This is a genomic window from Xenorhabdus sp. KJ12.1, from assembly GCF_963876495.1.
Classification (GTDB): domain Bacteria; phylum Pseudomonadota; class Gammaproteobacteria; order Enterobacterales; family Enterobacteriaceae; genus Xenorhabdus; species Xenorhabdus stockiae.
Window position 1 is genome coordinate 125216 of the sequence record NZ_CAWNQH010000083.1, and the last position, 15332, is coordinate 140547.

General features: G+C 45.1%; 12 protein-coding genes. 9 read left to right on the plus strand and 3 right to left on the minus strand.

Annotated elements, in window-relative coordinates; all coding sequences use genetic code 11:
* Positions 1-48: 48 nt before the first annotated feature.
* Positions 49-309, minus strand: a complete 261-nt coding sequence (gene rpsT, locus AACS92_RS15065; protein WP_092513125.1) for a 30S ribosomal protein S20 — start codon at positions 307-309, stop codon at positions 49-51.
* Between the two features lie 348 nt (positions 310-657).
* On the opposite strand from rpsT, the gene ribF reads away from it, so the two are divergent.
* The 5 genes from ribF (at position 658) to ispH (ending at position 6571) form a co-directional block, all read left to right on the plus strand.
* Complete coding sequence (ribF, locus tag AACS92_RS15070) at positions 658-1590, plus strand: bifunctional riboflavin kinase/FAD synthetase (protein WP_099108815.1); 933 nt, start codon at positions 658-660, stop codon at positions 1588-1590.
* A gap of 58 nt (positions 1591-1648) precedes the next feature.
* Positions 1649-4462 carry an isoleucine--tRNA ligase gene (ileS, locus tag AACS92_RS15075; RefSeq protein ID WP_099108816.1) on the plus strand — a complete coding sequence of 938 codons (2814 nt, stop codon included), beginning with the start codon at positions 1649-1651 and terminating at the stop codon, positions 4460-4462.
* Positions 4462-4989 (plus strand): signal peptidase II, encoded by a 528-nt coding sequence (gene lspA / locus AACS92_RS15080; protein WP_099108817.1) that lies wholly within the window; start codon positions 4462-4464, stop codon positions 4987-4989. The genes ileS and lspA overlap by 1 nt, the downstream gene beginning before the upstream one ends.
* A 177-nt stretch (positions 4990-5166) precedes the next feature.
* Positions 5167-5637, plus strand: a complete 471-nt coding sequence (gene fkpB / locus AACS92_RS15085; protein ID WP_099108818.1) for an FKBP-type peptidyl-prolyl cis-trans isomerase — start codon at positions 5167-5169, stop codon at positions 5635-5637.
* Positions 5618-6571 (plus strand): 4-hydroxy-3-methylbut-2-enyl diphosphate reductase, encoded by a 954-nt coding sequence (gene ispH, locus AACS92_RS15090; RefSeq protein ID WP_099108819.1) that lies wholly within the window; start codon positions 5618-5620, stop codon positions 6569-6571. The genes fkpB and ispH overlap by 20 nt, the downstream gene beginning before the upstream one ends.
* 106 nt (positions 6572-6677) lie before the next feature.
* Here the strand turns inward: ispH and AACS92_RS15095 are convergent, their stop codons facing one another.
* Positions 6678-7436, minus strand: a complete 759-nt coding sequence (locus AACS92_RS15095) for a GNAT family N-acetyltransferase (RefSeq protein ID WP_206602236.1) — start codon at positions 7434-7436, stop codon at positions 6678-6680.
* A gap of 182 nt (positions 7437-7618) precedes the next feature.
* Complete coding sequence (locus AACS92_RS15100; protein ID WP_099108821.1) at positions 7619-8257, minus strand: LysE family translocator; 639 nt, start codon at positions 8255-8257, stop codon at positions 7619-7621.
* A gap of 92 nt (positions 8258-8349) precedes the next feature.
* Here AACS92_RS15100 and AACS92_RS15105 point away from each other — a divergent pair, with 92 nt between their 5' ends.
* The 4 genes from AACS92_RS15105 to carB all read left to right on the plus strand — a co-directional run bounded on the left by AACS92_RS15105 (position 8350) and on the right by carB (position 15150).
* Positions 8350-9333 carry a LysR family transcriptional regulator gene (locus tag AACS92_RS15105; protein WP_099108822.1) on the plus strand — a complete coding sequence of 328 codons (984 nt, stop codon included), beginning with the start codon at positions 8350-8352 and terminating at the stop codon, positions 9331-9333.
* Between the two features lie 155 nt (positions 9334-9488).
* Positions 9489-10310, plus strand: a complete 822-nt coding sequence (dapB, locus tag AACS92_RS15110; RefSeq protein ID WP_099108823.1) for a 4-hydroxy-tetrahydrodipicolinate reductase — start codon at positions 9489-9491, stop codon at positions 10308-10310.
* 437 nt (positions 10311-10747) lie between these two features.
* On the plus strand, positions 10748-11908 hold the full coding sequence (carA, locus tag AACS92_RS15115; RefSeq protein WP_099108824.1) for a glutamine-hydrolyzing carbamoyl-phosphate synthase small subunit: 1161 nt from the start codon (positions 10748-10750) through the stop codon (positions 11906-11908).
* A gap of 17 nt (positions 11909-11925) precedes the next feature.
* Positions 11926-15150 (plus strand): carbamoyl-phosphate synthase large subunit, encoded by a 3225-nt coding sequence (gene carB / locus AACS92_RS15120; protein ID WP_099108825.1) that lies wholly within the window; start codon positions 11926-11928, stop codon positions 15148-15150.
* Positions 15151-15332 lie beyond the last annotated feature (182 nt).

The following is a 15332-nucleotide window of genomic DNA, read 5'->3' on the forward strand; positions in this document are numbered from 1 at the left end:
AAAAAAACCGGCAAAAGCCGGTTTTTTCAGCATAATTAAAACAACGAATTACATTGCTTTAATTTGCGCTGCCAGAGCAGATTTATGACGTGCTGCTTTGTTTTTGTGGATCAGACCTTTACAGGCGTGACGATCAACAATTGGTTGCATGTCATTGAATGCGTTCTGTGCAGCTTCTTTATCGCCAGCAGCGATTGCCGCGTATACTTTCTTGATAAAAGTACGCACCATAGAACGACGGCTTGCGTTATGCTGACGGCGTTTCTCAGACTGTACGGCGCGTTTCTTAGCTGATTTGATATTAGCCAAGGTCCAACTCCCAAATATATTCTATCGAGGACAATTCAAAGGCCGAGGAATATGCCTGTTCAGCCTTCTTTTGTCAATGGATTTGTGCAAATAAGCGTCGTTGTACGGCGACGCTGGTTACGTTGTGATGGGGCAGGATTTTATCAGCTTACTGAAAGGGAATACAGCCTTTCACAATAAAAAACTCAATGAATCACTGAGAAATGCGATAAATTAAATATTTTTCGGGCATCTAACCTGTTTTTATTGTATGAATCAGGTTATTAATTAAAACCCTTTGTGATCGTGGGTTAACCTTGTGCGCTGTACAAGGTATAATCCGGCAATTTTCACGGTATTGAGCCAGCTATGGAGCTAATTCGCGGTATACACAATATCCGGGCGCGTCACCATGGTTGCGTGCTGACGATTGGTAATTTTGATGGTGTCCATCGCGGGCATCAGGCTTTATTGAAACATTTGAAGCAAGAAGGGCTGCGTCTCGGGTTACCGACAATGGTGATGATTTTCGAACCGCAGCCTCTGGAAGTATTTGTCGCTGATAAAGCACCAGCCCGCCTGACACGGCTACGGGATAAAATAAAATATTTATCCCAGTATGGTGTTGATTACTTGTTATGTGTGAAATTCGACAGAAATTTTGCTGCCAATTCACCGGAAGCATTTGTTTCCCGGTTGCTCGTGGAAAAACTGGGTGTTAAGTTTCTGGCGGTTGGTGATGATTTCCGTTTCGGTAAAAACCGTCTTGGCGATTTTCACTATCTACAGCAGGCAGGTAAACAATACGGCTTTGATGTTGCCAGTACAGACAGCTTTTGTGACAGTGGTCTGCGGATCAGCAGTACCGCCATTCGGCAATCATTGCAACATGATGATCTAACATTGGCTGAAACATTACTGGGGCATCCTTACAGCATAAGTGGCCGGGTCGTTCACGGTAATCGTCTGGGAAGGACTATTGGCTTTCCCACGGCAAACTTACCTCTGAAGCGGCTGGTTGCTCCCGTGAAGGGCGTTTATGCTGTTGAAGTTTACGGTTTAGGTGATACTCCTTTGCCGGGTGTTGCCAATATCGGAAATCGCCCTACCGTTTCTGGTCAGGGCCAGCAACTTGAAGTACACCTGATTGATACCCAAATGGATCTGTACGGGCGTCATATTGATGTGGTATTGCGCAAAAAATTGCGTGATGAACAGCGATTTGCTTCGCTTGATGCACTTAAACAGCAAATCGCAAATGATGTGGTCTCTGCGAGAGAATACTTTTTGCAGCGATCCTAATCATCTACTTGAACCCCACTTGAGGGGTATAGCGGAAAATTGGAACTGAGAATCTATAATGAGTGACTACAAAGACACCCTAAATTTACCGGAAACAGGGTTTCCTATGCGCGGGGATTTAGCCAAGCGCGAACCAGATATGTTGAAACGTTGGTACAAAGAAGGTTTGTATCAGGCCATCAGGAAAGCAAAATCCGGCAAGAAGAGCTTTATTTTGCATGATGGTCCTCCATATGCAAACGGCGATATTCATATTGGTCACTCAGTTAATAAAATTCTCAAAGATATTGTTGTTAAGTCCAAAGGATTATCTGGCTACGATTCGCCTTATATTCCGGGTTGGGACTGCCACGGTTTACCCATTGAGCTCAAGGTTGAGCAGATTATTGGTAAGCCGGGGGAAAAATTTTCCGCCGCAGAATTCAGGGCTGAGTGCCGCAAATATGCAATGACTCAGGTCGAAACACAAAAAGCGGGTTTCAAACGTCTGGGTGTTCTGGGTGACTGGGATAAACCTTACCTGACCATGGACTTCAAAACTGAAGCAGACATCATTCGTGCTCTGGGTCGTATCATTGGCAACGGTCATTTGCTGAAAGGTGTTAAACCTGTTCACTGGTGCACTGACTGTGGTTCTTCCCTTGCTGAAGCTGAAGTTGAATACTACGATAAAACTTCCCCTTCCATTGATGTCCGTTTCACTGCCGTTGATGCAGATGCCGTCTATACCAAATTTGGCGTACAACCACAGAATCTGCCGGTTTCTCTGGTCATCTGGACAACCACACCGTGGACACTGCCTGCTAACCGTGCAATTGCACTGGGTGCAGAAATCACCTATCAATTGGTTAAAGTTAACGATGAATGTCTGATTCTGGCAGCAGAATTAGTCGAATCCGTTATGCAGCGTGCAGGTATCACTTCATGGGAAGTGATGACCGATTGCACAGGCGCTGATTTAGAATTGATGCGTTTCAACCATCCATTCATGGGCTTTGAATCTCCTGCAATTCTGGGTGATCACGTCACACTTGATGCGGGTACAGGTGCCGTACATACTGCCGGTGGTCATGGCCCGGATGACTATACTATCAGCCTGAAATATGGTCTTGAAATCGCGAACCCGGTCGGCCCTAATGGCTGCTACATCTCCGGAACTTACCCATCACTGGATGGTCAGTTTGTATTCAAGGCGAACGATATCATCGTTGAGCTGCTGCAAGAAAAAGGCGCATTACTTAGCCTGGCAAAAATCCAGCACAGCTACCCTTGCTGCTGGCGTCACAAAAAGCCAATCATCTTCCGTGCAACGCCACAATGGTTTATCAGCATGGATCAGAAAGGCCTGCGTGAACAATCACTGAAAGAAATCAAAGGTGTTGAGTGGATCCCGGGCTGGGGACAGGCACGCATCGAATCCATGGTCGAAAACCGCCCGGATTGGTGTATATCCCGTCAGCGTACATGGGGTGTACCAATGTCTCTGTTCCTGCATAAAGAAACACAGGAACTGCATCCTCGTACACCAGAGCTGATCGAAGAAGTTGCTAAACGTGTTGAAGTGGATGGCATTCAGGCATGGTGGGATCTGGACATGTCAGAGCTGCTGGGTGATGAAGCGGCAGATTACATGAAAGCTCAGGATACACTGGATGTTTGGTTTGACTCAGGAAGTACCTGTTCTTCCGTTGTCGATGCCCGTCCTGAATTCAATGGCCATTCCGCTGATATTTATCTGGAAGGCTCAGATCAGCACCGTGGCTGGTTCATGTCCTCGCTGATGATTTCTACCGCTATTAAAGGCAAAGCACCTTACCGTCAGGTTCTGACTCACGGTTTCACCGTGGATGAACACGGACGTAAGATGTCCAAGTCCATCGGTAACACCGTTAGCCCACAGGATGTGATGAACAAGCTGGGTGCAGATATTCTGCGTCTGTGGGTAGCTTCAACCGATTACTCCGGCGAAATCGCAGTTTCTGATGAAATCCTGAAGCGTTCTGCTGATGCTTACCGCCGTATCCGTAATACTGCGCGCTTCCTGCTGGCAAATCTGAACGGTTTCGATCCTGAGCAGCATATGGTGAAAGCAGAAGACATGGTGACTCTGGATCGCTGGGCGGTAGGTCGTGCGCAGGCGGCACAGGCTGATATCCTCAAACACTACGATGAATACGATTTCCATGCTGTTGTTCAGCGTCTGATGCAGTTCTGCTCTGTAGAAATGGGTTCATTCTATCTGGATATCATCAAAGATCGTCAATACACCGCAAAAAGCGACAGTGTTGCACGTCGTAGCTGCCAGAGCGCTCTGTATCATATCGCAGAAGCATTGGTTCGCTGGATGGCTCCGATCCTTTCCTTCACTGCTGATGAAATCTGGAATGAACTGCCGGGTAAACGTGCACAGTTTGTTCTGACCGAAGAGTGGTACGATGGCCTGTTCGGTCTGGCAGATAGTGAAGATATGAACGATACTTTCTGGGCTGAGCTGCTCGAAATTCGTAGTGAAGTGAACAAAGTACTGGAACAGGCTCGTGCTGATAAACACATCCGCAGTTCACTGGAAGCTTCAGTAACACTGTATGCTGATGAAGCACTGGCCAGAACACTCAACAAACTGTCAGATGAGTTACGTTTTGTGCTGTTAACTTCACAGGCAGAAGTTGCTGCGTACACCACTGCCAGTGATGATGCACAACAGAGCGAACTTCAGGGTCTTAAAATTGCCTTCCGTAAAGCAGATGGTGAAAAATGCCCACGTTGTTGGCACTATGCTAAAGACTTGGGATTGGTGGCGGAACACGCAGAACTTTGTGGCCGCTGTGTGACTAACGTTGCCGGTAACGGTGAAGAGCGTAAATTTGCCTGATGAAGAAACCCATTTGTTCCACTGGCCTCCGCTGGCTTTGGTTAGTTGTTGTGGTATTGATATTGGATCTGGGCAGTAAGCAATTAATATTGCAGAACTTCAGCCTGTATGAATCTATACCACTTATACCCTATTTTAATCTGGCTTATGCACAGAACTTTGGGGCAGCCTTTAGTTTTCTGGCTGATAAAGGCGGCTGGCAGCGTTGGTTCTTTGCATTGATTGCAATTGCCATCTGTATCACATTGCTGGTTATGATGTATCGTTCCAGTGCCAAGCAGAAACTGAGCAACATTGCTTATGCTTTGGTGATTGGTGGGGCACTGGGAAATCTGTTCGATAGGCTGGTACACGGCTTTGTTGTCGATTTCATCGATTTTTATGTCGGAGAATGGCACTGGCCTACCTTTAATATTGCAGACTCTGCAATTTGCATCGGGGCAGCACTCATCATCATTGAGAGTTTTACCAGCCCGGGTGATAAAAAAGCCTCATCGAAAGAACAGTCATCGAAAAATAGTCACTAAAAAAACAATAAGAAACCAGCCTCGGTAATAAAACCGGGGCTGGTCATTCCATCAATACCCAGTGGATTTCAGGTTGCATCACAGTGGCAAGTGAGTAAAGCAGCCAACAGCGAAAAGGCAACTTGAAAAGACGACGGGTATAACTGCAATCGTTTTTTATTAAAAGGTTTGAGCGATATGTCAATGCAGGTGCAGGCGCACAGTGCTGTTTTATTACATTTCACCCTAAAGCTGGATGATGGCTCAACAGCAGACTCGACTCACAGTCAAGGTAAACCCGCATTATTCCGTTTAGGTGATGGCAGCCTCTCTGAGCCACTGGAACAACAGCTTCTTGGCCTGAAAACTGGCGATAAACATCAATTTACACTGGCAGGCGAAACTGTTTTCGGCAAACATAATCCTGATTTAGTACAATACTTCACGCCTCGTGATTTTGCGGATTCAGGTATTCCTGAAGCTGGCACTATCATGCTATTTACGGCGATGAACGGCAGTGAAATGCCGGGATTTATCAAAGAAGTCGCGGAAGGTTCCATCACTGTTGACTTTAACCATCCGCTGGCTGATCAAAACATCACTTTCGAAATTGAAGTGTTGGAAATAGACCCTCAGTTGGAGGAAAACCATGCAAATATTGCTGGCTAACCCTCGTGGTTTTTGTGCTGGTGTTGATCGTGCCATCAGCATTGTTGAGCGTGCATTAGAACTCTATGGCGCTCCGATTTATGTTCGTCATGAAGTCGTTCACAACCGTTATGTGGTTGACAATCTCAGAGCTCGGGGCGCTATTTTTATTGAGGAAATTTCAGATGTACCTGATGGTGCAATTCTGATTTTCTCCGCACATGGCGTTTCGCAGGCTATCCGTACAGAAGCCCGCTCCCGTAATCTGACCATGTTGTTTGATGCCACCTGTCCTCTGGTGACAAAAGTACATATGGAAGTTGCCCGGGCGAGTCGTAAAGGCAAAGAAGCCATTCTGATCGGGCATGCCGGCCACCCGGAAGTAGAAGGCACAATGGGGCAGTATAACAACCCTGAAGGCGGTATGTATCTGGTGGAATCACCGGAAGATGTGTGGAAATTGCAGGTTAAGGATGAAAATAACCTGTGTTTCATGACACAGACTACGCTTTCTGTAGATGATACCTCTGACGTTATTGATGCACTTAATACCCGATTCCCGAATATTATTGGCCCACGTAAGGACGATATCTGTTATGCCACAACTAACCGTCAGGAAGCGGTGCGTGATCTGGCAACCGATGCCGATGTTGTTCTGGTGGTAGGCTCCAAAAATTCATCAAACTCCAACCGTTTGGCTGAACTGGCACAACGTATGGGAAAACCCGCTTATTTAATTGATTCTGCCGAAGATATTAAAGAGGAATGGGTTGATAATATCAGCGCTATTGGCGTCACTGCCGGCGCCTCTGCCCCGGATATTCTGGTGCAGCAGGTCATTGAGCGTTTGAAAACTCTGGGAGCAAAAACAGTTAATGAACTGCATGGACGTGAAGAAAATATTGTCTTTGAAGTCCCGAAAGAATTGCGGGTTGATATAAAAGAAGTTAATTAAAGTATTTTTCACCCGGCTTTTTGTTAGAAAATTTAATTGATTAATCATGAATAATTTTTCTTGCAAAAAGCCGGGGCTACAGTTTTTATAATGCGTTAATGGTAATTTAAATAAAGTTATATGTATAACGCTTAGAATGCCCATCCCATATCCATTTATCCGGTCTTTTAGCAGGGTCTAACTCTAGGTTTCTACCTTTGTCAATAAATCCCATCTTCATATACGCTGGCTTTGCTTTCTCAAATGGCTGGAGTTTTAGTTTTCCTTTTTTGCCTGACTGCTGTGATTTATTGACTGCATATTCAACCAGAAAAGGGCCACAGCCTCGGATACCACAGTGTGTTGCCAACAAATAAATATGAGGTAACTTATGCTTCATTGATAACTGCATAACACCTACAGGAACTCCCTTAAAATAAGCAACAAAAAATACCATACCTAATTTACTAATATTTTTTGAGTCAGCAATGTAACCCGCTATATTTTCCTCAATCCCCACAAATATATCGAGTGACTCACCATATCTTGCATTCCAACTTTGTTGCTCTGAACTAATCGGGCCAGAAGAATCGTCAACTTTCCAATCAGGAAGCATTGTTTTATTTTTTATCATTCTCGTTGCATGTAGTGCATCTGAGGCTTTAACTTCTCTAACGGTGATAAAACATCTGATATCAATTGATGTTAGCCATAACTCTGAAAAGGATTTAGTGCGGGTTAGAGAACCTAAACCCATAGGATGAGGAACGTTAAAAGATTTTGATCTAAACATATTATGATCCACCTTATTTTTATAAAAAACAATTTGGTTTCCTTTCCTTGTTTTTATTATGATTTCAATAAAAGTATTCACATTAACTGTCAAAAAATATAAACCAAAATAGAACATCACAATGAAATAATAGTTAAATCAAACCGAATAACCAAAAAAATAACTTATAACGACTTGCTTTATCACATCATTTCTATTTATCAAAAATTTCAAACTTTTATTCTGGCGTAATATTAAATAACTTACGGTTTGGATTAACTCTATATTCATATTTTTTATGCAGAAATAAATACTAGACGAATTGCAAATCCAATCAGAATTAAGCCAATTACACGTTCAAACCAGTATCCCATCTGAATAAATTTCAACCTGATCACCGAATTAGAAAAAAGCCAGCTAACCAAAATAAACCATGCTGCATTCACCATACACATCCATACACCATAAAAAATCTGAACAGATAACGGCGTCGTAGTGCTTACCACGGTTGTAAAAACAGCCAGAAAAAATAGCGTTGCTTTAGGGTTGGTCGCATTTGTCATAAACCCGATAAAGAAAGCCCTTCGAAGGGTTTGTTGCTGCGCTGGCGCTTCATAGGAAAAGGCAAAATCAGCCTTTTCCGGTTTACTTCTGATAAATTGAATACCCAAATAGCATATATATACACCACCAATTATTTTGGCGACTGTCATCAGCCAAGGCGTTGAGTGGATTAATGCACCAACCCCAATCAGTGTATAAATCACGTGGACTGATATACCCACACCAATACCAATAGCAGTAAAAATACCCACCCAACGGCCAAAGCGTATGCTTTGTCTGATAGTCACGGCAAAATCCGGCCCCGGCGCAACAACAGCCAGAAAATGGATCAGCGCAAGCCCCAAAAATTCATGTAGATAGTTAGAAAGCATATTTAATACTCTTTATATAAGCAGAATATCCTGATTGTATTAAATAAACTCAGTAGCGATAATCCATCCAAAAACCAAATAACTTTTGACCTATGAGCACAAATAACACGATAACCCTGATGCGGGAAATGGCTATTTTCGCCAAAGTGGTTGAAACAGGTAGTTTCTCTGAAACTGCCCGTCAGTTAGCAGCTACGCCTTCTGCTATTAGCCGTTCTGTAGCCAGACTAGAAAAAGCGCTCGGAACCCGCCTGCTACAAAGAACAACACGTAAACTTCGTTTAAGCGAGAGTGGGAAACAGGTTTATGAACATTGTCTGGACATCATGAATTCAGCTCAGGCCGTCATGTCTGTATCAGGAAACTTTAGCGGTGAACCGCTAGGTATAGTCCGGGTAAGTGTGCCTAAAGCTGTAGGGCGTTTTGTCGTTCATCCTCATATACCGGCTTTTCTTACCCGTTACCCTAAAGTCGATGTCAGTTTGCGGCTTGATGACAGGTATGTTGATTTAATAGATGATGAAGTTGATCTCGCCATACGGATCACGGATCAGCCCCCTCTGGGCCTGATGGGGCGACGATTACTGAAGATTTGGCATATGTTATGCGCCACACCGGAATACCTTGCAGAACACGGGATACCACAACACCCCCATGATCTGAAAACCCATAGCTGTATCTATCTTGGTGAAGAACCGGGAGATTCACGCTGGAAGTTCAGTCAGGGTAGCAAAACTGTCACTGTCAATATTCAGGGGCGTTACGCAGCTAATCATACCGGTGTAAGGCTTGATGCAGCACTGAAACACATCGGTATTAGTAGTTTACCTTATTTTACTGCCAGACATGCTTTACAGCAGGGGCGACTGGTTCAGGTACTGTCTGACTGGAATTTTAAGGCTAATTATACTGGTGAATTATGGGTTCTTTATCCTCCAACACGGTATTTATCCCCGAAGCTTAGTGTATTTATAGAGTTCCTTGCTGAAAGACTCCGACAGGAGAATATCCAAGATAAAAAAGTCGCCAAAGAACCTCATCATTATCATTACGAATTACCTGAGGCCGAAGAGTAACCCATCTTTAGCATTTTTTATAACTACCCGTCTGATCTCTGTTTTCCTAATGGCATCCCTCTAAGTCTGGCACAGCCCGCTATTGCCAGTTAAGCTGTAGGCAATTTACTTTATCACCTCAATTAAAAATTGATATTCACTATAGCGGGGGCCTTATGGCTGATACAGATATTCGCATTGCTATCGTAGGGGCCAGTGGCCGTATGGGGCGTAATCTCATTCAGGCCGTTCAGCAGGCGGATGGCGTTACACTGGGAGCTGCTCTGGTACGTTCAGGTTCTTCATTAGTGGGAGCGGATGCCGGAGAATTGGCTGGTATTGGTACGAACGATATTACGATCCATGATAACCTCCACTCTGTTATTGATGACTTTGACGTTTTGATCGACTTTACCCTCCCGGAAGGCACACTGACCTATCTCGCCATTTGTCACCAACACCGCAAAGCGGTGATCATTGGTACAACCGGGTTTGATGACGCAGGCAAACAAGCTATTAATGATGCTTCCCGTGATATTCCGATTGTTTTTGCTGCGAATTTCAGTGTTGGTGTCAACCTTGTCCTGAAACTGTTGGAGAAAGCGGCAACAGTAATGGGGGAGCATACAGACATTGAAATTATTGAAGCTCACCATCGCCATAAAGTGGATGCGCCCTCAGGAACCGCGCTGGCTATGGGGGAGTCTATTGCTCACACATTAGGCCGTGACCTGAAAACATGTGCAGTCTATGCCCGGGAAGGCCATACGGGCGAACGAGACCCGAAAAGTATTGGTTTTGCCACCATAAGAGCCGGTGATATTGTCGGAGAACACACTGCTATTTTTGCTGATATTGGGGAGCGAGTCGAGATAACCCATAAAGCCTCAAGCCGGATGACTTTCGCAAATGGTGCTGTTAAAGCCGCAACCTGGATAACCAATAAAAACAGTGGCCTTTATGACATGAAAGATGTCCTTAACCTCGAAAATTTATGATTTATTGAATTCATAACTTAATGTAATTACGCAATTATTTTCCAATTAATGCGTAATTACATATTTAAATAGCGAATATAACATTCATCGTCAATTACTCATACTTTTACACCGCAAATTGTCATTTTTATCATCTTTTCTCCCATAGGTACTGAAAATCACACGTTTTTTTCAGTTTTAAAATTTAATTTCACATTAATCGAGCATATAATCGCACTTTACTTATAATTTTCAGGCATATTTCAACAATGTTGGATTGAGCCTCGCAAAAAAACCAATAAAAAAGGGATTTTTTGTAGACAAGCCCCGTTCTCATCATTAGAATGCGCGCAATTTGCCAAAATTTCGACAAAGAACATGATTGGCATTGATTTAAAGGATTAATTCCGAATTAATATGCATTGAGTGCGATTTGTTATTCATTCCCGGAGGGCGTTTTGATTAAGTCAGCTATATTGGTTCTAGAAGATGGGACCCAATTTCACGGTCGCGCCATAGGTGCAGAAGGTGTGGCGGTTGGTGAAGTGGTCTTCAATACCTCAATGACCGGATATCAAGAAATACTTACCGACCCTTCCTATTCCCGCCAAATTGTTACTCTCACCTATCCTCATATTGGAAATGTCGGCATTAATAGTGCTGATGAAGAATCTCCCGCCATTCAGGCCCAAGGCTTAGTAATCCGCGATTTACCACTCATCACCAGCAACTATCGTAGTGAAAATAATCTGTCTGATTATCTGAAAAATCATAACATTGTTGCGATTGCTGATATTGATACACGTAAACTGACCCGACTGTTGCGCGAAAAAGGGGCGCAAAACGGCTGTATCATTGCGGGTAATGAAGCGGATGTTCAAGTTGCGCTGGAAAAAGCAAAGGCATTTCCTGGCCTGAAAGGTATGGATTTGGCGAAAGAAGTCACCACAGCTCAGTCTTATCAGTGGTTACAGGGAAGCTGGACACTGGCAGAAGAGCTGCCGGAAGCCCGTAAAGAACAAGAATTGCCATACCACATTGTCGCTTATGATTTTGGTGTAAAACGTAATATCCTGCGTATGCTGGTGGATCGTGGCTGCCGCGTGACTGTCGTACCAGCCCAGACGCCTGCGGATGAAGTGCTGAAAATGGCACCAGATGGGATCTTCCTGTCCAATGGTCCCGGTGACCCAGAACCTTGTGACTATGCCATCGAAGCAATTAAAACCTTCCTGGATACTGAAATCCCTGTATTTGGTATCTGTCTGGGGCATCAGTTACTGGCTCTGGCAAGTGGCGCAAAAACGGTCAAAATGAAGTTTGGTCACCACGGTGGCAACCATCCTGTAAAAGATTTAGATCGCAATGTCGTGATGATTACTGCACAAAACCACGGATTTGCCGTTGATGAAAGTTCATTACCAGCAAACCTGCGCGTAACCCATAAATCACTCTTTGACGGCACACTGCAAGGTATTCACCGTACTGACAAACCTGCATTCAGTTTTCAGGGGCACCCTGAAGCCAGCCCTGGCCCGCATGAAGCCGCTTCTCTGTTCGACCACTTTATTGAATTGATTGAACAGCATCGTCAGCAAAACGCTCAGAACACCAAATAATCAGGAGAAAAAGGAAAATGGCAAAACGTACTGATATTAAAAGTATCCTGATCTTGGGTGCAGGTCCGATTGTTATCGGTCAGGCATGTGAATTTGACTACTCAGGTGCGCAGGCCTGTAAAGCGCTGAGAGAAGAAGGTTACCGTGTCATACTGGTGAACTCCAACCCGGCAACCATCATGACTGACCCGGAAATGGCTGATGCAACTTATATCGAGCCGATTCACTGGGAAGTCGTACGCAAAATCATTGAGAAAGAACGTCCGGATGCCGTCCTGCCAACAATGGGCGGGCAAACAGCACTCAACTGCGCACTGGAACTGGAACGTCAGGGTGTATTGCAGGAATTCGGCGTCACCATGATTGGTGCAACCGCTGATGCCATTGATAAAGCAGAAGATCGCCAGCGTTTTGACAAAGCGATGAAGAAAATCGGTCTGGATACTGCACGTTCCGGCATCGCTCATACTATGGAAGAAGCATTGGCAGTCGCTGAAGACGTAGGCTTCCCTTGTATCATCCGCCCTTCTTTCACCATGGGTGGAACAGGCGGTGGTATCGCTTATAACCGAGAAGAGTTTGAAGAAATCTGCGAACGCGGTCTAGACCTTTCTCCAACGAATGAATTGCTGATCGATGAATCACTGATTGGTTGGAAAGAGTATGAAATGGAAGTTGTCCGTGATAAAAATGACAACTGCATTATCGTCTGCTCCATTGAAAACTTTGACCCGATGGGTATCCATACCGGTGACTCCATCACTGTCGCCCCAGCCCAGACTCTGACGGATAAAGAATATCAAATCATGCGTAATGCCTCGATGGCAGTACTGCGTGAAATTGGTGTAGAAACTGGTGGTTCAAACGTACAGTTTGCAGTGAACCCTAAAAATGGTCGCCTGATTGTCATTGAGATGAACCCGCGAGTCTCCCGTTCATCCGCTCTGGCTTCCAAAGCCACTGGCTTCCCTATTGCAAAAATCGCTGCAAAACTGGCGGTTGGTTACACCCTTGACGAGCTGATGAATGATATCACCGGTGGTCTCACTCCTGCTTCTTTCGAACCATCGATTGACTATGTCGTCACTAAGATCCCTCGTTTCAACTTCGAAAAATTTGCCGGCAGTAATGACCGTCTGACCACTCAGATGAAATCCGTTGGTGAAGTCATGGCGATTGGTCGCACTTTCCAGGAATCTCTGCAAAAAGCATTGCGCGGTCTGGAAGTCGGCGCAACAGGTTTCGACCCGAAAGTTAATCTGGATGACGCACAATCACTGACCAAAATCCGTAGCGAACTGAAAGATGCTGGCGCTGAGCGTATCTGGTTCGTTGCCGATGCTTTCCGTGCGGGTATGTCCGTTGATGGTATCTTCAACCTGACCAACATTGATCGCTGGTTTCTGGTACAGATTGAAGAGTTGGTTCGTCTGGAAGATATGGTTGCAGAGCAAGGCATCAACGGCCTGACTTCCAGCTTCCTGCGTCAGTTGAAACGTAAAGGTTTTGCTGATGCGCGTCTGGCAAAACTGGCTGGCGTATCCGAAAAAGAGATCCGTAAACTGCGCCATGATTATGGTCTGTATCCAGTTTACAAACGTGTGGATACCTGTGCGGCTGAGTTTTCAACTGATACGGCTTACATGTACTCCACTTATGAAGATGAGTGCGAAGCTAACCCAAACAATGATAAGCCAAAAATCATGGTATTGGGTGGTGGTCCGAACCGCATCGGGCAAGGCATCGAATTCGATTATTGCTGCGTACACGCTGCTCTGGCGCTGCGCGAAGACGGTTACGAAACCATCATGGTTAACTGTAACCCTGAAACAGTTTCAACAGATTACGACACCTCCGATCGCCTTTATTTTGAGCCGGTAACACTGGAAGACGTACTGGAAATTGTCCGCGTTGAACAGCCAAAAGGCGTGATCGTACAGTACGGCGGCCAGACTCCGCTGAAACTGGCGCGCGAACTGGAAGCAGCCGGAGTGCCAATTATCGGTACCAGTCCGGATGCCATTGACCGTGCAGAAGACCGTGAACGTTTCCAGCAAGCAGTAAACCGTCTTGGCCTGAAACAGCCGGCAAATGCCACTGTGACAACCATCGAACAGGCGATTGAAAAAGGTAACAACCTCGGTTATCCGCTGGTGGTTCGCCCTTCCTATGTACTGGGTGGCCGGGCAATGGAAATCGTCTACGATGAAACTGACCTGCGTCGTTATTTCCAAACCGCAGTCAGTGTTTCTAACGATGCTCCGGTTCTGCTGGATCGTTTCCTTGATGATGCTGTCGAAGTTGATGTGGATGCTATCTGTGACGGCGAACGCGTCCTGATCGGCGGGATCATGGAACATATTGAACAAGCGGGAGTTCACTCTGGTGACTCAGCCTGCTCCTTGCCTGCCTATACCCTGAGCAAGGAAATTCAGGATGTTATGCGTAATCAGGTTGAGAAACTGGCCTTTGAATTACGTGTCCGTGGTTTGATGAACGTTCAGTTTGCTGTGAAAAACAACGAAGTCTATCTGATCGAAGTGAACCCACGTGCAGCACGTACAGTACCATTCGTTTCCAAAGCAACGGGCATGCCGCTGGCGAAAGTCGCTGCGCGCGTAATGGCTGGGCAATCCTTACAATCACAGGGTGTAACCAAGGAAATCATCCCACCTTACTATTCCGTGAAAGAAGTCGTATTGCCATTCAATAAATTCCCGGGAGTTGACCCGATTCTGGGGCCAGAAATGCGCTCTACCGGTGAAGTCATGGGTGTTGGCCGTACCTTTGCTGAAGCTTTCTCCAAGGCAATGCTGGGAAGTAACTCCATCATGGGTAAAAAAGGCCGTGCGCTGCTGTCAGTACGTGAAGGCGATAAAGAGCGTGTTGTTGATTTGGCAGCTCAATTAGTTAAGCAGGGCTTTGAACTGGATGCAACTCATGGTACTGCGGTTGTGTTGGGTGAAGCAGGAATTAATCCACGTCTGGTAAACAAAGTGCATGAAGGTCGCCCGCACATTCAGGACAGAATCAAAAACGGTGAATATGACTACATCGTCAATACCACCGCAGGCCGTCAGGCGATTGAAGATTCTAAACTACTTCGTCGCAGCGCACTGCAATATAAAGTGCATTATGACACAACCCTGAATGGCGGTTTCGCAACCACCATGGCGCTCAGTGCTGACCCGACTGAGCAGGTCATTTCCGTACAGGAAATGCACGCAAAAATTACCAAGTAATTTAAGCGAATAAAAAACAGCTCCCCCAAAGTTGGTTATCCAATCAGTAAGGGAGCTGTTTTTTTAGTAAAAATAAGATCAATAATTTTAGTCTGAAAATGACTGAAAATCTGCATCATATCCATATGTAAAATATAATAGGAATTTACTTCATATCCTTCTTAATAACTTCATCCAATAAC

Bases quoted from the DNA above. Each gene is read 5' to 3' on its own strand.
- fkpB (WP_099108818.1), top strand. From the start codon at position 5,167: ATGTCAATGCAGGTGCAGGCGCACAGTGCTGTTTTATTACATTTCACC.
- lspA (WP_099108817.1), top strand. From the start codon at position 4,462: ATGAAGAAACCCATTTGTTCCACTGGCCTCCGCTGGCTTTGGTTAGTT.
- ribF (WP_099108815.1), top strand. From the start codon at position 658: ATGGAGCTAATTCGCGGTATACACAATATCCGGGCGCGTCACCATGGT.
- AACS92_RS15105 (WP_099108822.1), top strand. From the start codon at position 8,350: ATGAGCACAAATAACACGATAACCCTGATGCGGGAAATGGCTATTTTC.
- dapB (WP_099108823.1), top strand. From the start codon at position 9,489: ATGGCTGATACAGATATTCGCATTGCTATCGTAGGGGCCAGTGGCCGT.
- carB (WP_099108825.1), top strand. From the start codon at position 11,926: ATGGCAAAACGTACTGATATTAAAAGTATCCTGATCTTGGGTGCAGGT.
- ileS (WP_099108816.1), top strand. From the start codon at position 1,649: ATGAGTGACTACAAAGACACCCTAAATTTACCGGAAACAGGGTTTCCT.
- AACS92_RS15100 (WP_099108821.1), bottom strand. From the start codon at position 8,257: ATGCTTTCTAACTATCTACATGAATTTTTGGGGCTTGCGCTGATCCAT.
- ispH (WP_099108819.1), top strand. From the start codon at position 5,618: ATGCAAATATTGCTGGCTAACCCTCGTGGTTTTTGTGCTGGTGTTGAT.